Source organism: Paenibacillus helianthi (assembly GCF_001909055.1).
In the GTDB taxonomy this organism is placed as follows: Bacteria; Bacillota; Bacilli; order Paenibacillales; family Paenibacillaceae; genus Paenibacillus_AQ; species Paenibacillus_AQ helianthi.
This window is the reverse complement of record NZ_LVWI01000045.1, coordinates 1-19436: the sequence shown is the minus strand read 5'-3', so window position 1 is coordinate 19436 and position 19436 is coordinate 1. Positions and strand designations below refer to the sequence as shown.

The following is a 19436-nucleotide window of genomic DNA, read 5'->3' as shown; positions in this document are numbered from 1 at the left end:
ACAACCTATCCATCCGTTTCATATCTATGAAGGAGGCTACAGGAAATGAAGAGAAACCATACTATGATGCAATTTTTCGAATGGCATGTCGCAGCGGACGGAGAGCACTGGAAGCGGCTGGCCCAAATGGCTCCTGAGCTGAAAGCAATAGGCATTGATTCCGTATGGGTGCCTCCGGTAACCAAAGCCGTCTCCGCTGAGGATACGGGCTATGGGGTGTACGATCTCTATGATCTGGGCGAGTTCGATCAAAAAGGGACCGTCCGCACGAAATATGGCACCAAACAGGAACTGATCGACGCTATTGCCGAGTGTCTCAAGAACGGCATTGCCGTGTATGTAGACCTCGTCATGAATCATAAAGCAGGCGCAGATGAAACCGAGGTCTTCGAAGTGATTGAGGTAGATCGGAATGACCGCAATAAGGAGATCTCCGAGCCTTTTGAAATCGAGGGTTGGACCAAGTTCACGTTCCCTGGGCGCGATGACGAGTACTCCTCCTTCAAATGGGATCACAACCATTTCAACGGCACCGACTTCGATGCCAAAGGGAAACGAAGCGGAGTCTTCCGGATCAAGGGAGAGAACAAAAACTGGAATCAGAACGTGGATGACGAGTTTGGCAACTACGATTATCTTATGTTCGCAAACATTGACTACAGCCACGAGGAAGTCAAGAACGAGATGCTGGAGTGGGGCAAATGGCTGGTGGATACGCTGCAGTGCAGCGGCTACCGCCTGGATGCCATCAAACATATCAATCATGAATTCATTAAAGAATTCGCAGCAGAAATGACCAGGAAACGCGGCGAGGACTTCTACATCGTCGGGGAATTCTGGAACTCGAATCTCGAAGCTTGCCGGGAATTTCTCAATACGGTTGACTATCAGATTGACCTGTTCGATGTGTCACTGCATTACAAGCTGTATGCGGCTGCACTTGGCGGCAGAGACTTTGATCTGACACATATTTTTGACGGCACGCTGGTGCAGACCCATCCCGGCAATGCCGTGACCTTCGTGGACAACCACGATTCCCAGCCGCATGAAGCACTGGAATCCTGGGTCGGGGACTGGTTCAAGCAGAGCGCCTATGCCCTCATTCTGCTGCGCCGTGACGGATACCCCGTAGTCTTCTACGGAGATTATTACGGTATCGGCGGACCTGCGCCGGTAGATGGCAAAAAAGAAGCCATTGATCCCCTGCTATACGCCCGCTGCCATAAAGCCTACGGTGAGCAGGATGATTACTTCGATCACCCGAACACCATCGGCTGGGTGCGCCGGGGCATCGAAGAGATGGAAGGCTCGGGCTGCGCCGTGGTCATCTCGAACGGAGACAACGGCGAGAAGCGCATGTTCCTCGGTGAAGAGCGGGCTGGGGAAGTATGGGTCGATTTCACCCATAACCGCGGGGAGTCTGTAACGATCGGTAAAGACGGCTGGGCGACGTTCCCGGTGAACGGCGGAAGTGTCTCCGTGTGGGCGCTGCCGGATGCGGAAGAAAAGAAGCCCGCCGCAGAGGCTCAGAATGCCGATCCGAAGGGTACCACGGACAGCGGTACTACGGACGAAGGTACTACAGACAACGGGAATACGAACGGCGAACCTGTCACCGGGGAAAAAGGTAAATGATGCAAAACAGTTAATTTCCGCTTGGAGAATCATAGGAACACTCCCACCTCAGCGATGCTGTGCAGCTTGGATGGAAATATGCCCTATCCGCTATGTAAACTGAAGTGTGATGCACCCTAATGCGAGCGGACTGAAATGGAAAAAGTAAACCTAATTTGCGCTGTCTCATTCCACGCGAGCTTTACTGGTAAAAAGTACACCTAATACTACTAAATTGCTCCATATGTAGGGAATCCATCGAAATTAGATGGACAAAATCCCACTAGTCACCAATGCGGATAGAATTTCGACAAATTTAGTTTTACGAATTCCACTTAGCATATATTTTCACCTATGCACACCGTTCGTTGACCAGTCCGCCATGTGAATAACGCGAGCGTTTCTGTACAAACACGCTAATTCCATTCAGGCTTATCACATGCTGGTACACAAAATTATTTTTTTGAGCCGACTTATAAGATTGCACCAGGCAAGTTCAGCTGGTCCAACAGTCCGGCAAATCCGGCAAATCCGGCAAATCCAGCCCATTTCAACACTGCCGCTCAGCGGCAGGAGTACCTGGGGCTTCACACAAATAGGTGACCCCGGCCATGGCCGGGGTCACCTATTTGTGTGATCTCTTATGTTGTCAGGAACCATCCATTAACGGTTGACCGCTGATTTTCCACCTTCGGTCCAAGTGTCCGGTTCCGTATTCAGGATACGCTCAATCGGATAGACTCTCCATACGGCGGTTACAACGGCAGCACTCAAGACCGCCTTGATAAGGTCACCGGGGATGAACGGCCACATGCCTGCCGTTAATGCCTTGGAGAGAGAAGTCATGCCCGTAGAGTGGGCCAGCCACCATACACCGCCGGGATACACAAGAAGTGCACCGAACAGGAAATTCACCGCCAGCAGCTTCACAAATGTGTATTTATTCTGCCCGATACGCTGCGCAGACAGGCCGATCAGGAAGGCCACCACCGGCCAGGAGAAGATATAGCCTGCCGTTGGTCCAACGAGGACGGACAAGCCTCCGCTTCCGCCCAATACGGGAAATCCGGCTGCAGCCAGCCCAATTACAATCAGCACGGCCAAGGTGCCATAGCGTGCGCCCAAAATGGAACCGGCCAGCATGACTGCCAGCGTCTGCATGGTGATAGGTACGGCTGAGAAAGGCAGTGATATTCTTAAATAGCTAAGTGCGATCATGACTCCGGCGAATAGGGCACTGAAGATCAGGCCGCGAGTCGTCCATTTTTTCATGAGCTGGATTACCCCCATTTTTTTAGGATCACTATATCATCCCCCACCCGATACATCAATCTTAAAATATTTGCTATAATGGGTAGCAATTATCGACTACAGCAGTTAAGGAAGCAGGCACGACAATGATTAGAGCGGAGCAATTGACCTTGTCTTACCGGGACGGCCAGCGCAGACTGCCGGTATTGAAGGGGATTTCCATACATATCAATCGGGGCGAATGGGTGGCCCTAACCGGAGCCAACGGCTGCGGCAAAAGCTCGCTCATCCGCACATTTAACGGTCTGAAGATCCCAACCGGGGGCAGTCTGTCTGCAGCCGGTCTGGATCTGCGTTCACCGGGCAACCGCACAGCTGTCAAGCAGCATATTCAGCTGGTATTTCAGAATCCCGAAGCACAGACGATCGGCTCCACACCGTTTGAGGACATTGCTTTTGGACTGGAAAACCGCGGCTTAAGCAGGGAGGCGATGCTCGCACAGATTGAGAAGGTTCTGCACCAGGTCGGGCTGACTCATAAAGCAGAGGCCGATGTCGCCACCCTCTCGGGTGGTGAACGGCAACGCCTGGCGGTCGCCTGCTGCCTCGCACTGGAGACGGAAATGATCATTTTTGATGAAGTAACCTCCATGCTCGATCCGGCCGGACGGCGGGACATCCTGGAGCTGGCCCGCAAGCTGTGGGAACAGGGGACGACGGTACTCTGGGTGACCCAGCGGATGGAGGAGCTGGCCGAAAGCCCGCGTGTTGCCGTCATGAGCCAAGGCAAAATACTGTATGACGGAGACACGCGGACGCTTTTCTATTCAAGCGGGCTGCCGGATGCTCTCGGCTGGCCCTCCGCGCCGGCCGTCCGTATCGGACAGCTGCTGCAGGCCAAGGGCTGGCCTCTGCACAGCCTGCCCTTGACCGAGAAGGACTTGGAGGCGGTTCTGTGAGGATTCAGGCGAACCACGTATTCTTCAGCTACGACAGACTCCCTGTCCTCACAGATATTAATCTGGACATACGCGAAGGTACGCTGACTGTTCTGTGCGGGGTCACGGGCAGCGGAAAGTCTACGTTGCTGCGCCTCTTGTCGGGCCTTGCAGAGCCGGCTGCCGGCACGATTCTCCTGGACGGCGGCCAGGCTGCTGCCGGGAACGTCTCCATGGTATTCCAGCAGCCGGAGACGCAGCTGTTCGCAGGCAGCGTGCACCAGGAGCTGGAATATGGCCTAGCTGAGCGCGGAGTGCCGGGGCCGCAGCGGCTGGAGCTGATCCGCAGCGCGCTTGCCAGAGTCGGACTGCCCTACGATGAATTCGGCGGGCGCTCGCCCTTCCTGCTGAGCGGCGGCGAGAAGCGGCGGCTCTGCATCGCCGCCGCTATCGCTTCCCTCCCCGGGCTGCTCGTCCTTGACGAGCCCACAGCCGGACTGGACCCGCAGGCGGCCGGGTCCCTGCTGGAGCTGCTGCACGGGCTTCGCCGCAGCGGCTTAACCCTGGTCATCGGCACTCATGACCTTGACAGCTTCCTGCCCATCGCAGATGAGGCGATTGTAATGTCCCAGGGCGCCGTCCATTATAGCGGGCCGGCCTCTACCCTGTCTGCCGATCCGCTTGTGCTGACCGGCGCAGGGCTGGAGCCCCCCGCCTATTCGCGGCTCGGGCACAGACTCCGGCAGCGCGGCCTGCTGGCTGAGCTGCCGGACAGCCTGGACAGCCTGCTCGCAGCGCTTGCAGAGCAGCCGCTTCCCGCACCGCCGGAGGAGGCCCCTCCGGCTTCGGTGCAGATCCCCCGCCTAAGCTGGAGCGGCGGGGAGAACTTGCTGCCCGCCAAAGGGAATATGGCCGGTCGGTCTTCCGCTGCCACGGATATACAAACAGCCTCTGCACGGAAGCCGTGGCAGAGGCTGGACCCCCGCGTCAAATGGCTGGGGATGGTGCTGGGCACACTGGCCGTTCTGGGAATGCAAGCCCTGCTGCCGCTGCTGCTGGCCTCAGGGCTGATTACTGGACTCATGCTCTCTGCCCGCATTCCCTGGCAGAGGACGATCCGTTTCTTCCGTCCGTTCCTGCTGATGTTCCTGTTCCTCTGGCTGCTGTCCGCGCTCACCTGGAGTTCTCCGGATTATAAGCTGGGGCCTGTGGGCCTAAGCCTTGCCGGTATGGAACGGGGCGGACTGAACGTGCTCCGCTTTCTGTTGCTGGTTGCACTCGGTTTCCTGTTCACGGAGACTACCACCGGCGCCCCCTTGCGGGAAGCGCTGGAATGGGGGATAGCCCCGCTCAAAAAGCTGGGCATCCGTACCCGCAACTGGTCGCTGGCGGTGTCCGTCACACTCCAGTTTGTGCCCTGGATTCTCGATAAGCTGGCCCAGCTGCAGCTGGCGCTGAACTCGCGGGGCAGAAAAGCCCGCGGAATGGCCCGCTATACGCCGCGGCAGGTTGCCCTGCTGATTGTCCCCTTGCTCATTCTGGTCATCGGGATGGGCGATGAACTGGCTACCGCAGTTGAATCCCGGGGCTATGACCCTACTAAAGAGCGGACGCCTGCCTACCTTCTGTCCTGGCAGAACCGTGATACGCTCGTCATGCTCTGTATCCTGCTGGCAGCCGCCTTGTTGTGGACGGTCTCGCGGTTCAGCTAAGAATATAACTCAGCATGTATTCCATGTGCGGGTCCGGAGTATGTAACAGAGGGTCTTGCCGGGTCCAGACGCCTGAGATGCCCAGCTCCCGGCACGCGAGCTCGAAGCTGCATGCCGCAATCCCGATATCGATCCGCTGCATCTCAAACCCCAGCTTGTTGCCGCTGTAATTTGGCGTAGGCAGGTAATAGAAATGCACCTGTTTCCTGTCTTCGGACAGCACGACTCTCCAAGGCTGCTTGTTGGAAGCCGACGGGCCCAGCCGGACCATCTCCAGCGGTCCGGCCAGGCTGCCTGCAGCCTCGCGGGTCAGCTCGCGGCCGAATCCGCCATCCTGGAACAGCTCTTCCCAGGGCTTCCTTTGATTCGATTTGGCGATATATCGCATCGCCGAGTCCAGCAGACGCTGCTTTTCGCTTGCATAGCCCAGCGGGGAGATGCAGGGGATAAGTTCTCCCGGCGCAAGATCAATTTCGCGGGAAAAGGACTTACGGTTAAAGGTACCGCCCATCCAGCAGGTTCCAAGGCCCAGGCCGGTCGCATGAAGAATCAGCTTGTGAAAGATATAGCCGAACTCCAGCAGCGCCGTCTCTCCGTTCTGCACCACACCCACCAGATACGCCTGCGGGTTCTTGATGACCCCGTAAGCGCCAAGCTTAACGCCTGTTGCCTCCGCCACACCTCCTTTGACTGTGATCCATTCCACAGAAGCCTTTCCGCCCAAAGGTCCGCGCAGATTCTCCTCCTGTGCCAAATATTCCATTACCGCTGCGCGGGCCTCTTCCCGGATCGGTGTCTGTTCATAAGTGCGGACCGATTTGCGTTTCTCCATAATCTCCATGATGGCGGTTCCCATAATTGTATCCTCCTTTTCATATCAAGCGGACCTGAATCACTTGTTTCTAAATAAAAAGATGGCGCCTGCATCGCGCAGTAGCCATCTCCAATGATGTATATCTATGTTTGCTTGTTCGCGCTCATGAATCCGGTAAAATCAGTATTGCCGATTTCCGCCTAATCGTCCAGGACATATAGCACATGAAGTTTATTTCCGGTCCTTCCCCTCTTCCGGGTAACGGGAGACAAGCCTTACCAGATCAAGTGTCAGAATTGACAGCGTAACCGCGGCCGGATAGGCCAGATATCTGGGTTCCCACTCCGGATTGAACTTCTCCTTATAGCGGCGGAGCCCGGAAAAACCGTACCAGTGGCCACCCCGTATATAAATCAGATGAGCCAGCTTTTCTTCCCGCAGCGCTCCTGAATTGTGCCCTACGCTGGACAGCGGGGCATTGCCCAGATTGAATCTGCTGCTGCCCTGTTCTTTGGCCCACTCCAGCAGACGGAGGAACAAATAGTCCATTGTGCCATTTGGCGTTTTCTTCAGGTGACGCATGAGATCGATTGAAACCGTATTCCCCCCATCATATCCCGGTGCAATGGAGGCAAAAGCCAGCACAGCGCCCTCCTTGCTCCTCAGCAGCGCAATAGGTGCCAGCTGGAGGTACGACGGCTTGAACCAGCCGAGAGAGTAGCCTTTTTCCTTTCGGCCGTTCAGCCATTCCTCAGAGATCCGGCGCAGCTCGTCCAGCAACGCCTCGGAATGAGGCGAAGCCACCACCTCGAATACATATCCCTCCCGCTCAAAGCGGCTTCTTACACTCCGCAGGTCGGAATTCCTTTTGCCACTGAGAGTGAAATTGGCCAGCGGCACCATCGCCTCTTCCCCCAGCTTGAAAAAACGGTAGCCCTGCTCATGATAGACCGGCAGAAAAGCCGGAGTGGCCTGATAGAACACCACAGCAAGCCCGTATAAATCCGCAGCCTGCCGAAATTCACTAATGCCGTCATTGATCAAGTCCAGCGGGCCCAGAGGATCACCCAGTACGACCAGCTTGTCCCGCGCCCGGGAAAAAGCAAACAGCACCTTGCCGCTTTGGGCCCAGTAAAAGCTCTTATCACCCAGGAACAGCATGTGGGTTAAGGCATTCCCGGGATTGCCCTCTAGAAATTTGCTCAATCTGTCCATATCCTTATCCGCGAACAGCTCATCCACCTTGTGGTTAGGCCGAAGGGTAAACAGCATCGTAAGCAGAATCCAGGAGAACACCAGCCCGCCTGCAGCGGTAACCGCCACGTTGCTGTGACGCTGCAGCCACTCGGGATCGACACCCCGGGGAAGATGCTTCAGGAAGCCCCGATGCGCATAGCTGCCCAGCCAGTAGTAGAGCAGTGCTATGAAAGTCGTCAGCGCCAGCCACCACACGGTATTCTGCCGGCTTACCGGCACACTGACCCGGTAGAAGCGCGCCCGTGAGATCCACAGGATGAGCGCTACGAGCAGCAGGAACAGGGCCTCTTCATAATCAAAGCCCTTCGTAAAAGTAAATACAGCTCCCACGAACAGCAGCACGCTGGTCCAAACATAGGCTCTGCGGACCCGCAGCGAAATTCCGCGCGACAGCAGAATGAGCATGAATCCGATCAGCACGGAGAGATGATGCGATATCCGCATCACCGGCAGCGAGAGCAGATCCTCCGTAAGCCTCAGCCGGTACAGGAGCTCGGGCGTGGCTGCTGACAGCAGCAGAATAAGTCCGCTGACAAGCACCAGCTTGCCAAGTGCCCAGACGCCAAGATCGCTCAGGAACGTATATTGGCCCGGCCAGCCCCAGATTTTCTGCCAGCGGTTAAGCGAAGGCTCAATGTTCGCTGTACTACGGTCGGGGTCCTTTTTACTCTGAAGCCCGATTTCCAGTGCGGCCAGTCCCAGGCCAATCAGCCAGGGAATCAGATAATAAAACAGTCTGTAAATAACCAATACGGCCATCGCCTGATCACTCCGGTATCCCAGCTGCGTAAGCCCGAGCAAGGCAATCAGATCGAAAGCGCCGATACCTCCGGGAGCCATGCTGAGAATGCCGGCAATCGCGGCAATTACATAAATACTAAAAACGGTCACGAAATCTACCCCGCCGAGCAGGTGGTTCCCGATCGTCCAGAACGTGATTCCCGCGAACAGCCACTCCAGAAAGGAAGCGCCGACGGAAGCACCTACGGTCAGCCATGGCGTTCGGCCCTGGTCCCGGTTAATCCATCTGGCGAACAGCGACGAACGCTGAACAATAATGAAAAACGGCAAATACAGCGCCATGCCCCAGACTGCGAACACCAGCCAGTGATGCTTGTGCAGCAGCGCGGCCGCCGGAAGCAAGCCAATGATATTGCCCCAGGAGAGCAGCGACAGCCCCGTGATCATCAGCGGTGAGAGAAACACGATGGCGGGCGTAAGAACGGCGGCAGGTATACCGCTTTTTTTGTAGAGAAGCGTCCGTAGGCCGACCCCCGCCAGACCCGCAAACCCGATCAGATTGTTGAAGGTATTCGCAATCCACGAGTAACGGAAAGTGCTCCAGCCCCCGATATTCAGCCGGAAATGGCGCCGGATCAAATAATCATAGCCGCTCATGACGGCAACAGCGAGCAGCGCGACCCCCATCATCTGGGCAATGGCCTCCGCGGGCACACGTTTTAGTTCACGGAGGATCAGTCCCAGATGCACCTGCTTCAGCTCATGCTGTCCCTCCAGATATACAAGAGCTATGATTGCAATCGGTATAAGCGCTCTTACCGCCCTGAGCCGGTAGACCGCTACAATCAGTCTTACGATTTTGAAACGTTCGAGTGTCTGGATCTTGGAGTGCATGTCTTCTCCTGCCTTTACTGCCGGATGATGGACTTAATAAGCCTCTTGCCCTTTTTCATTTCTCCATTATACCAATTCTATGGATGAAAGGCTCATTTTGGAGTGTTTCAAAGGTTAGACTACCCGCAAGTCCCATTACCCTGCACTACAGCGTTAAAAAAATCCATGGCACACCAAAAAGAGGACCCTCTCACGGCAAAGGTGTCCTCTCTTCAGGGGCTGCTTACGATTCAGTTGCTTACTCGCTTTGACAGAACTACACCCGAATGTCAAATCTTCCTTCGCTGTCTGTAGTGGCTGTCGCAATATCCTGCGCGCTTGCAGGCACAAGCGTTTTGCCGCCTGCCGGTTTCTCCGGCGGAGCTGCATTGCCGCTTGCCGAAGAGGAACTCCCGCTCTGAGACTTCTGGGCAATTTGTGCTTCGATCTGTTTGATCTGCTGCTCCAGCTGCTTGGTCTTCGTCTCCTTGGTCTTCTCATCGTCTTTGCTGGAATTAACCTTTTCCAAATCGGCTTCCAGCTTGGCCTTTTGCTTCTCCAATGCAGCGGTATCCGATGCGCTGGAGGAAGTGTAAGCGGTGGAAGATGCCGATGATACAGATGAAATATTCATGCTTGTCCCTCCCTTCACTTTTCCAAGTATAGGCGGTTTAGCCGGGAGGAACGTTAAAATGCGCTGAAAGTTTGCTGAAAGGCATCCGGCCTACCGGGAGATACAATGCACCCATGCATGTAAGCCGAAGACTATATTTTCCCCTGATGGGCCGATACTTCCCCCGAGTTGCCGGGTCCAGCACCTTTTTTTCGCCGGTTCACAAGGGTAACACTCATCAGAATAATCACGAGCCCGGCGATGGTATTGGCATAAACCTGCTCATGCAGAAAAATCACACCCCAGACCAGACCGAATACAGGAACCAGAAAAGTTACGCTGACGGTCTTCACGGCGCCGACATTGCGGATCAGGCGGAAATACAACAGATAGGCTATGGAGGTACAGAAGATGGACAACCCGAGAACCGAATAGACAGCCGGTGCCGACGGCAGATGACGGGGTGCAAAAACAATAGCCAGCGGCAACAGCACCACTGCTGCTCCAAGCTGCTGTCCGGCGGCTAGCGTCAGGGGCTCGAGGCCGTGGCCTACCCGGGAGGCATATAACCCGCCGAACCCATAGGAGAGGGCGGCCCCCAGAGAAAAGAAGACGGATAACAGAATCTTGCCCTCCATTGGAACAGGACTCCAGCCTACCAGAACACCCACTCCAAGCAGCCCGATCACAAGGCCTGCCGACTTGGTGAGTCCCGGCTTCTCCTGCTGGATTCCCCAGGCGGCAAGCGCTGTGAACATTGGGGTTGTGGCATTAAGGATGGCTGCCAGAGAGGCGCTCAGATGCAGCTCCGCCAGGCAGATCAGCGTAAAGGGAAGGGCGGCATTGACCGCCCCAAGCAACAGGAACTGCTTGGCGTGCCGCCAGATGCCCAGTTTCTGACGCTTCAATGCCGCATACAGCAGCAGGACGGCAGCAGCCAGCGTGACACGGAGCTCTGTCGTAAATACCGGTCCCAGCTCAGGCGAAGCGATTCTCATGAACAAAAAGGAAGCGCCCCAGGTAAAAGCCAGCAGCAGCAGAGTTCCAAAATCCTTGCGGCTCACCGGGCACCTCCCGGCTTGCAGAGCAGGAGATAGGACAGAATGGAGCACAGGCCGGTCCCCGCGATGACCATTGCCATGGGCAAGGCAGTCTCACTGCCGCCAAGTCCGACAAGGGGAGCTACACAGCTGCCAAGCAGCAGGGGCAGCAGTCCTAGAAGTGCCGATGCGCTGCCTGCTGCCTCGCCCTGATCCTGCATGGCCAGGGAGAAGCTGGTTGTTCCGACCATGCCCACACTGGAAACCACGGCGAACAAGCAGATCAGGATGGGCACGAGCCCGCCTCCGGACAGAACGGTCAGCAGCAGCAGTACACCGCCCAGCGTGCAGAGCAGCAGGCCGCCCACCAGAAATCTCTGTTCACCGAATCGTCCGGCCAGTCTGCCGGCGACCTGACCCGAAAGGATAATGCCCAGTCCATTTACGGCAAAAATCAGGCTGTACATTTGCGGAGATACCCCAAAAATATTCTGCAAAACAAAGGATGAACCGGAAATATATGCAAACATGGCGGCAGAGACAAATCCCTGAGAGAGGGCATATCCCATAAATCTTCCATTGCCAAGCAGGACAGCGAACGTACGCAGCGTACCGCGAAGCCCGCTCCTGGAACGCCGTTCTTTGGGCAAGGTCTCCGGAAGCCGCAGCAGAATTGTGGCAAAAAAGATCAGGCCGGCGGCAAACAGCACCACGAACACCCCTTGCCACGTTGTCACTCTGAGCAGCTGGCCGCCGATGACCGGGGCCAGGATCGGACCTAGTCCATTGACAATCATCAGCAGGGAAAAGAATTTGGTTAACTCCGAGCCGCTATACAGGTCACGCACCGCCGCGCGCGAGATCACGACTCCTACCGACCCGGCTAACCCCTGGATAAACCGCAGCATCACCAGCAGCCCGATGGAAGGGCTGAACGCACACAGCAAGGAGGAGACTGCATACACCACCATGCCAATGAGCAGTGGGGTGCGGCGGCCATATACGTCGCTCAAAGGTCCGGCTACCAGCTGACCCGAGGCCAGTCCCAGCAAAAAAAAGGTCAGGCTGAGCTGCACCAGCGCAGCTCCGGCGCCAAAATGTGCCCCCAGCGCCGGAAGTGCGGGCAAATACATGTCAATGGACAACGGGCCAATCGCGGAGATAGCCCCCAGAATGACAGCGATCTGCAGCCGCTGCTTCCGTGACGGTCCTTCCGCTTCCAGCACCCTACTATCGATTTTTGTAATCATAAGCAATAATGTCAACCTTTCTGTAGCAATGTAACCTTCATACTACCGATCCTGGTTGGATTATTCAATGCAAAAAACCGCCCGCAGGGGCTTTCAAGTGGCTGATACAGTCACTTGGCAGCGGCCCTGCAGGCGGTTATACAGTCAGACTTGGCGGAAATTACTTTGCTGTTTCAGCCAATCACGGGCACTTTCAGCTTCGGCTGAGCTGAGGCGGTGACCCTGATTGCCCCAATGCATGGTTACCTCTGCACCTGCCTCCCGCAGCAGAGATTCGAGTTCCCCGGTTTCCTCCGCGCGGATGATCGGATCATTTGTGCCTGCTCCGATGAACACCGCAACATCCTTCAAGGATGGCAGGTTCACCCCGCGCAGCGGTACCATCGGATGCAGCAGCACAGCGGAACGGAAGATACTTCCGTAGTGGAACAGCAGGCTGCCGGCGATATTTGCACCGTTGGAGTACCCTACAGCCACCAGATTGCCGGAATCAAAACCATACTTTGCCGCTGCCTCATCCAAAAACTGCTTAACCTCATGGGTGCGGAAGATCAGGTCCTCCTCATCGAAGATGCCTTCAGCCAGCCGCCGGAAATAACGCGGCATGCCATTCTCCAGCACATTCCCCCGGATACCCAGCACCGAAGCACCAGAGGCCAGCAGTTCAGCCAGCGGTAGCAGATCCTGTTCATTGCCGCCTGTACCATGGAACAAGACTAATGTCGGCAAGCGATCATCGGTGCCTTTACGGAAGATATGAATCATCCCTGGTTCACCTCGATTTCGCGGACTTCAAAAGGCGTCAGGTTCTCTTCGATCACCGCACGGTGCGGCTCGAACCAGGCGGGAAGCATCAGCTTCTGTCCCAGCGCATCCGGTGCTTCATCACGGGCAAAGCCTGGAGGATCGGTTGCGATCTCGAAAAGAATTCCGCCTTCCTCACGGAAGTAAATAGCGTTGAAGTACTGGCGGTCCTGCACCGGCGTCGGCTGATAGCCATGGCTCTGCACGTGACGGCCCCATTCCAGATGCTCGGCATCATCTTTGGCCCGCCATGCGATGTGATGGACCGTACCCGTGCCTCCTGCTCCGTGCGGAACCGGCGTTGCCTTCAAATCAATGATGTTGCCCAGATCGCCGGTCGATTGGTAGCGGATGTATCCGTCACCTTCAGCAATGCGCTCGAGGCCGAGTGTACGGGACAGGGTATCTGCTGTTTTTTCCGGATCTGTACTGTAGAGAACGGCACCGCCGAACCCTTTGATGGCATGCTCAGGCGTCACACCGCCAAAGGACCATGTGCTTGGCGCCCCTTCTTCACGTTCAACAAGTTCAATCCGCAATCCGTCGAAATCAGCAAACGAGAGGTAAGACTCGCCAATCCGGCTGACTTCGGTCACCGGGATCTGATAAGCAGCCAGGCGCTGCTTCCAGAATTCCATGGAGCCTACCGGCACTGCATAAGTGGTTACACCCACCTGACCGCCGCCGATGCGGCCTTTGCGGCCCTCAGACCAGGGGAAGAACGTAATGATTGTGCCAGGCGCACCCTGTTCATTTCCGAAATAGAGGTGATATACCTCGGGAGCATCGAAATTGATGGTTTTTTTCACAAGGCGCAGTCCGAGAATTCCGGCATAGAAATCAGCATTGCGCTGTACGTCTCCAACAAAAGCAGTAATATGGTGAATACCTTGAGTTTGCATAGTCATTATAATTACCTCCTGAAATGTTATGTGCAAGAATGATGTTTCAGCGAAAATCAGTTAAAGAACAACGCGTCCAGCGAGATCGATCCCGGTCCGGCCAGTGCAACACCCACCGCAACCACCAGTAGCGTCAGAGGGAACTCGATACCATTCGCTGTGGACCAAAAGCCATTCGGAGCATGTACCTTAACAATGGCGCCCAGCATAGCTGCGGCAATCAGTACGGCAGCCAGAGGTGTCAGCAGCCCGGCTGCGAACAGCAAACCTCCGACAAGCTCCATCAGTCCGGCCAACACCGCCATCAGTACCCCAGGCTTAATCCCAATTGACTCCATCCAGCCACCGGTCCCTTTTGGACCATAGCCGCCGAACCAGCCGAACAGCTTCTGTGAACCATGCCCGATAAACGCAATCCCGATAACCAATCTCATCAACAATAAACCTACACTAACCATTTTAAACACGCTCCATTCTCTTTGTTTTAATTATCTTAACGTTAAGATATTAGGTAAAAATTTTTGGTCTTGCTGTTGTTCCTGACGAACTCTGCTTTCTTATACAATGAGGTTGTTCCTCCGCTATTCCTTGGCAAGGCGTATCTGCTACTCTACCTGCTGTCAGATGCCTTTTGTCTATACGCCTTTGCCAAGCTTCTTCAGCAGTTGAATGGCCTGATCCTTCTCTTCTCCGTTCAGACCACCCATCATACTATGAATGGAATGGACATGACGGGGGAAAATATCATCGAACAATTCGCGTCCCGCATCCGTAATCTCTGCGTAAGTTACGCGCCGGTCCTCGCTGCAGGGAACACGCTTCAACAATCCCCTCTTCTCCAGCTTATCGATGTTATAAGTAATACTGCCGCTGGTGACAAGGATCTTCTCGCCGATCTGCTGCAATGGAATCCGGGTTCTGTGATACAGCACCTCCAGCACCATAAACTCCGCCGAAGCGAGCCCGTGGCTCTTCATATCCTTCACCGCCTGATCCATCAGGCTCTTATACGCCTTAGACAGGACAACGAACAGTTTCAGCGATGCTGCCTGATCTGCAGCCTCTCTATCGGCCGCTATGCTTAATGTCTCCTTGGAATCACTCATCCTTGTTCACCTCCCATCACTTTTTCGTTTATCTTTAAATTAAACATCTTTAAGTTAAGATAAATATAATCCAATCCAGATCACTTGTCAACACCTTCTGCAAAAAATAAATCACCGCGGTTTGACCTGCCTCTAAAAACGGCGTATCCTTTTCCTTGGAAAAGCCGGCTGAAGCCTTGGATATTGATCCGCTGAACTTATGCTTATAGTAAAGTGACTTCTTATAGAAGGAGGCTGGATGATGGAAGCATTCGATAGACAAGCTCCAGGCCCGCACGGTGAAGCAGGGCTTCTACCTGACGCTCCGCGCATCCTGATCGTGACGGCAGTTGCAGCAGAGCAGGACGCGGTCCTGCGCGGCCTGAAGGGCAGCAGCAGGTTCCATGTCATCGCGGCGGGCGCCGGCACCGCCGCAGCGGCGGCTGGAACCGCCGCTGCTCTGGCAGCCGGGAACTACGGCTGCGTCATCAGCGCCGGGATCGGCGGCGGCTTCCCGGGCCGTGCGCCCGTAGGCTCGCTGGTCGTCGCCAGCGAGATGCTTGACGCGGCCCTCGGCGCAGAGACGCCGGAGGGCTTCCGCAGCGCTGCCGAGCTTGGCTTCGGCAGCGTGTCCGTGCCGGCTGATAGCGGCACGGTGCAGGCTCTTGCGGCCGCGCTGGCAGCGGCCGGACTTGCGGTAAGCACGGGAATCGTGCTTACCGTGTCGACGGCGACCGGCACCGCCGGGACGGCCGCCGTTCTGGCCGCGCGCCATCCGGAGGCGGCGGCGGAAGCGATGGAAGGCCACGGGGTTGCCGTGGCCGCCCAGCGCTTCGGGATCGCGGCGCTGGAGCTGCGCGCGATCTCGAACCCGGTCGGCCCGCGTGACCGGGCCGCGTGGAAAATCCCTGAAGCGCTCGATGCGCTCGCGGCAGCAGCCGCTATACTACTGGAGGTGCTGTAATGTCAACAGAGCTGAATATAGCTTTTTCCCCTTGTCCTAATGATACTTTCGTATTTCATGCCTGGGCTCATGGCTTAGTTCCGGATGCGCCCAAGCTGAATGTAACGTTTGCCGATATCGATATCACCAACGGATTGGCTGCGGATGGCACCGGACCGGAGGTGCTCAAAATCTCCTTCGCTGCGCTCCCCTGGGTGCTGGAGAAGTACAAGCTGCTGCCCTGCGGCGGCGCTCTTGGCCGGGGCTGCGGCCCGCTGGTTCTGACCCGCAAGGGCGCTGGCGCTATCAAGCATCCGCGTGAACTGTCGGGACGCCGTATCGCCGTTCCCAGTGAGCGCTCGACCGCCTATCTGCTGTTCCGGCTATGGGCGGCACAGCAGGTGCCGGGCGGCCCAGCCGAGATTGTCGTCCTGCCCTTCGACGAGATCATGCCTGCGGTACGTGACGGGCAGATCGATGCAGGGCTCGTGATTCATGAAGCCCGCTTCACTTATCCGTCCTATGGCCTGAACCTGCTGACCGATCTGGGCAGCTGGTGGGAGAGCGATACCGGGCTGCCCATACCGCTTGGTGCAATTATCGCCCGCCGCGACCTGGACCATGAGGCCATTACCGGCTGGGTCCGCAGCTCACTGCAGTATGCGTGGGATCACCCCACCGATTCCAGAGAATATGTGCTGGACCATGCCCAGGAGCTCTCGCCGGAGGTCGCCAAGTCGCACATTGATCTTTATGTCAATGAGTTCACGATGAACCTCGGAGACGACGGCTACGCCGCAATTTCAGCGCTGCTAAACCGCGCTGCCGCCGAAGGTTTAGTTCCGGCGGTTGACCCCTCGCTGCTGCGGTAGCGTACAGACAACATCCCTGCCGGCTCCCGGACCGCGTGTCAACGCTACGGGAGCCGGCTTATTTTATAACCTGACGGCTGTATGACTACTAATCCTATACTGCAAGCCGAGGCTTGGGTATTTGCCGGCTACAAACGATTTTTATGCTGGCAATCTAGCACCCGCACCCGTATACGTACTCATACTCGTACACGCTCACGTTCACTGTACTCTAACATTTGTCCGGCATAAACGCTGGGAAATCAGCTTCATTTCTCTCCCTGCCATTTGGCATGGCGTCTTAGACTCCTTACAATAGAAGTATTGACCAGCATTTGCGAGGAGGTTTTTGATTATATGATCCCTACCGGCAACAGCAAGCCTAATATTGAACGGTTCCTGGGGTATCAGGACGACTACGACCGCTACCGGCCCGAAGCTCCGCCCATCGTGACCGGGCTGCTGACCAATTACCTGGGCCGCAGGCCTTCACGGGTGGCCGATGTGGGCTGTGGAACCGGGCTGTCCACCTTTCTATGGAAGGATGCCGCGGATGCCGTAACCGGAGTGGAGCCTAACCCAGATATGCTTGGCAAAGCGCTGGAGAAGCTGCATCTCCTCGGCAGCGGGGCAGAAACCCTGTCGTTTGTCCAGGGGTTCTCCAATCAGCTTCCTTTTCCGCCCTGCAGCGTAGACATTATCACCTGCTCGCAGTCGTTCCACTGGATGGACCCGGCCAGCACGCTACAGGAGATCTCCCGCTGTCTGTGTCCGGGCGGCGTATTCGCCGCATATGATTGTGATTGGCCGCTTGCCCTGCAGCCGGATATTGAAGTTCGCTACAATCAGCTGATCGCTGCAGCAGATGATCTGCTGGCCGAGCTACAACCCGCAGCCGAACAGGCGCATAAATGGGACAAAGCAGGCCATTTAGCCAGAATAAAAGCCAGCGGTGCATTTTCTTATGTGCGGGAAATGGTGTTTCATAACATGGAGGACTGCGATGCACAGCGTTATGTCGGACTTACGCTCAGTCAAGGCGGTATCCAAACCGTGCTGAAGCTTGCTCCTGCCGCCCTAGCACAGGATATTGCAGATTTCACAGCAAAGGTGGAGCAATTTTTCCAAGGCCGGACACTGCCTGTGCTGATCAGCTACCGGATGAGGATTGGGGTAAAGTAGCCGGTGTTTGCGGTGTTTGCGGTGTTTGCGGTGTTTGCGGTGTTTGCGGTGTTTGCGGTGTTTGCGGTGTTTGCGGTGTTTGTTTTAGCCCTATCCGCTTGTTTGACCTATAATTCGTGCTTAACCTGTACTTCATGTTTGACCTATACTTTGTGCTTAACCTATACTTATTGAAGCGAGACGAAGAACGTCCCGGTTGCCCTCCAAGGGGAAGCCGGGGCGTTTTCTATTTTTCCAGGGAGAGTGAATCTATTGATATTTGAAGAAGCACATCTGCAATTTATCAAAGGACATTTGACGGACAGACCTGCGGGAGAACGGCGGGGAAGGCTGGAGAGAGGTCATCAGCACGCGGAAACCTTATTCCTGCGCAATGTCTGGTGGCCGCTTCGGGGCACTTTTACAGGGCTTCATCCCGAATACGAGGTGACCGACTGGAGAGGAAGATCCTATTTTGCCGATTTCGCCTGGCTGCCCGGGTATGTGAAGCTGCTCATCGAAATCAAAGGCTTTGCGTCACATGTGCGTGATATGGACAGGCAGAAATACTGCAGCGAGCTCAACCGTGAAACATTTCTGTACGCCATGGGCTACCATGTGATTTCTTTTGCCTATGATGATGTGGAACAACGCCCAGAACTCTGCATGACCTTGCTGCGTATGGTTCTAAGTAAATACCAACCGTCTGAAGCGCCTGTATCGCGCGTTCAGCTGATGGAGCAGGAGGTCATCCGGCTGGCCGTTCAACTGGCACGTCCCATCCGCCCCTTGGATGTGGAGGAGCATTTCGATATTACCTACAAAACGGCGATTCGAATACTTCGCAGTCTGACCGAAAAAGGCTGGCTACTCCCTTCCCCGGACGCCGGGCTGCAAAGAATTGTCCGTTACCAGCTGGTACACGGGGTTCTGGAGTACTTTCATTAGTTGTATTAAGTAGTTTTATTTAGTAGTTTTATTTAGTAGTTTTATTTAGTAGTTTTATTTAGTAGTTTTATTTAGTAGTTTGATTATCGGCGGACTATCGCCAATGGATGCACGAGTTTGTGGGTTTGCGGGTTTGCGGGTTTGCGGGTTCGCGGGTTTGCGGGTTCGCGGGTTCGCGGGCTGCAGTGGTTATGTTTCGAGTAACCTACATGCTATGTACCAGATGGGCCCCTTTATCCGGTTGCTTGTGCTCTCCGATTGTCAGGCTGCGGTCACGTTCAATCAATGATCAACAGTGAAGCGCATTTGTCCTTTAGCCAACATTAGCCAACATTCAATCTCAGAATTAGGTGGAAAAAGGAAATCTACTTTGTACATTTATTTAGTTTCAGGACGTTTATGTGGAAAAAGTAAACTTAAATAGCATCATTTTACTCGAACTTTTGATTTTCGGCTGTTTTAAGTATACTTTTTCCCACTAGCACCCCTTCAAGAGGTGGCACATGGCATTTATATGGAGAAATTCCAACTAAATTGAATACGAAGAATCTACTGAGCAAAGAAAAATAACTCGCCGGTAAAGGGCCGAAGTTTTCAATGGTTAAGGATTACGGGGGTACGGGGGTACGGGGGTACGGG

Annotated in this window: 17 protein-coding genes; 7 read left to right on the top strand and 10 right to left on the bottom strand. The window is 55.3% G+C overall.

The window, feature by feature from the left end; all coding sequences use genetic code 11:
• The first annotated feature begins 45 nt into the window (after window positions 1-45).
• Window positions 46-1635 (top strand): alpha-amylase, encoded by a 1590-nt coding sequence (locus A3844_RS16665; protein WP_083606895.1) that lies wholly within the window; start codon window positions 46-48, stop codon window positions 1633-1635.
• Window positions 1636-2277: 642 nt separating this feature from the next.
• On the opposite strand, the gene A3844_RS16660 is transcribed toward A3844_RS16665, so the two are convergent.
• Window positions 2278-2886, bottom strand: a complete 609-nt coding sequence (locus A3844_RS16660) for a biotin transporter BioY (protein ID WP_074107996.1) — start codon at window positions 2884-2886, stop codon at window positions 2278-2280.
• A gap of 125 nt (window positions 2887-3011) precedes the next feature.
• Here A3844_RS16660 and A3844_RS16655 point away from each other — a divergent pair, with 125 nt between their 5' ends.
• A complete protein-coding gene (locus A3844_RS16655) occupies window positions 3012-3824 on the top strand; it encodes an ATP-binding cassette domain-containing protein (protein WP_074107995.1) in 813 nt (270 codons plus the stop codon).
• The gene (locus A3844_RS16650; RefSeq protein WP_074107994.1) at window positions 3821-5515 is read left to right on the top strand and encodes an ATP-binding cassette domain-containing protein; all 1695 of its coding nucleotides are present in this window, start codon (window positions 3821-3823) and stop codon (window positions 5513-5515) included. Before A3844_RS16655 ends, A3844_RS16650 begins: the two co-directional genes overlap by 4 nt.
• On the opposite strand, the gene A3844_RS16645 is transcribed toward A3844_RS16650, so the two are convergent.
• The 9 genes from A3844_RS16645 to A3844_RS16605 all read right to left on the bottom strand — a co-directional run bounded on the left by A3844_RS16645 (window position 5508) and on the right by A3844_RS16605 (window position 14915).
• Window positions 5508-6371, bottom strand: coding sequence for a nitroreductase family protein (locus A3844_RS16645; RefSeq protein WP_074087418.1), 864 nt, complete (start codon window positions 6369-6371; stop codon window positions 5508-5510). The two genes, A3844_RS16650 and A3844_RS16645, sit on opposite strands and share 8 nt — an antisense overlap.
• A 189-nt stretch (window positions 6372-6560) precedes the next feature.
• Entirely contained in the window at window positions 6561-9221 is a 2661-nt protein-coding gene (mprF, locus tag A3844_RS16640; protein WP_074107993.1) for a bifunctional lysylphosphatidylglycerol flippase/synthetase MprF, read from the bottom strand.
• A gap of 256 nt (window positions 9222-9477) precedes the next feature.
• The gene (locus tag A3844_RS16635; RefSeq protein WP_074107992.1) at window positions 9478-9834 is read right to left on the bottom strand and encodes a FlxA-like family protein; all 357 of its coding nucleotides are present in this window, start codon (window positions 9832-9834) and stop codon (window positions 9478-9480) included.
• Window positions 9835-9965: 131 nt separating this feature from the next.
• Complete coding sequence (locus tag A3844_RS16630) at window positions 9966-10877, bottom strand: DMT family transporter (protein ID WP_074107991.1); 912 nt, start codon at window positions 10875-10877, stop codon at window positions 9966-9968.
• On the bottom strand, window positions 10874-12103 hold the full coding sequence (locus tag A3844_RS16625) for a multidrug effflux MFS transporter (RefSeq protein WP_074107990.1): 1230 nt from the start codon (window positions 12101-12103) through the stop codon (window positions 10874-10876). Before A3844_RS16625 ends, A3844_RS16630 begins: the two co-directional genes overlap by 4 nt.
• Window positions 12104-12247: 144 nt before the next feature.
• Window positions 12248-12868 (bottom strand): alpha/beta hydrolase, encoded by a 621-nt coding sequence (locus A3844_RS16620; protein WP_074107989.1) that lies wholly within the window; start codon window positions 12866-12868, stop codon window positions 12248-12250.
• Window positions 12865-13815 carry a ring-cleaving dioxygenase gene (locus A3844_RS16615; protein WP_074107988.1) on the bottom strand — a complete coding sequence of 317 codons (951 nt, stop codon included), beginning with the start codon at window positions 13813-13815 and terminating at the stop codon, window positions 12865-12867. The genes A3844_RS16620 and A3844_RS16615 overlap by 4 nt, the downstream gene beginning before the upstream one ends.
• Window positions 13816-13865: 50 nt before the next feature.
• Complete coding sequence (locus tag A3844_RS16610) at window positions 13866-14267, bottom strand: DoxX family protein (RefSeq protein WP_074087425.1); 402 nt, start codon at window positions 14265-14267, stop codon at window positions 13866-13868.
• Between the two features lie 177 nt (window positions 14268-14444).
• Window positions 14445-14915, bottom strand: coding sequence for a MarR family winged helix-turn-helix transcriptional regulator (locus A3844_RS16605; protein WP_074107987.1), 471 nt, complete (start codon window positions 14913-14915; stop codon window positions 14445-14447).
• A gap of 241 nt (window positions 14916-15156) precedes the next feature.
• Between A3844_RS16605 and A3844_RS16600 the strand changes: the two genes are divergently transcribed.
• The 4 genes from A3844_RS16600 to A3844_RS16585 all read left to right on the top strand — a co-directional run bounded on the left by A3844_RS16600 (window position 15157) and on the right by A3844_RS16585 (window position 18797).
• Window positions 15157-15858 carry a futalosine hydrolase gene (locus tag A3844_RS16600; protein WP_208619439.1) on the top strand — a complete coding sequence of 234 codons (702 nt, stop codon included), beginning with the start codon at window positions 15157-15159 and terminating at the stop codon, window positions 15856-15858.
• Window positions 15859-15869: 11 nt separating this feature from the next.
• Window positions 15870-16709 carry a 1,4-dihydroxy-6-naphtoate synthase gene (locus tag A3844_RS16595; protein ID WP_074108025.1) on the top strand — a complete coding sequence of 280 codons (840 nt, stop codon included), beginning with the start codon at window positions 15870-15872 and terminating at the stop codon, window positions 16707-16709.
• A 336-nt stretch (window positions 16710-17045) separates the two neighbouring features.
• Window positions 17046-17870, top strand: a complete 825-nt coding sequence (locus A3844_RS16590) for a class I SAM-dependent methyltransferase (RefSeq protein WP_074107986.1) — start codon at window positions 17046-17048, stop codon at window positions 17868-17870.
• 243 nt (window positions 17871-18113) lie between these two features.
• Entirely contained in the window at window positions 18114-18797 is a 684-nt protein-coding gene (locus A3844_RS16585) for a hypothetical protein (RefSeq protein WP_341864896.1), read from the top strand.
• The last annotated feature ends 639 nt before the right edge of the window (window positions 18798-19436 follow it).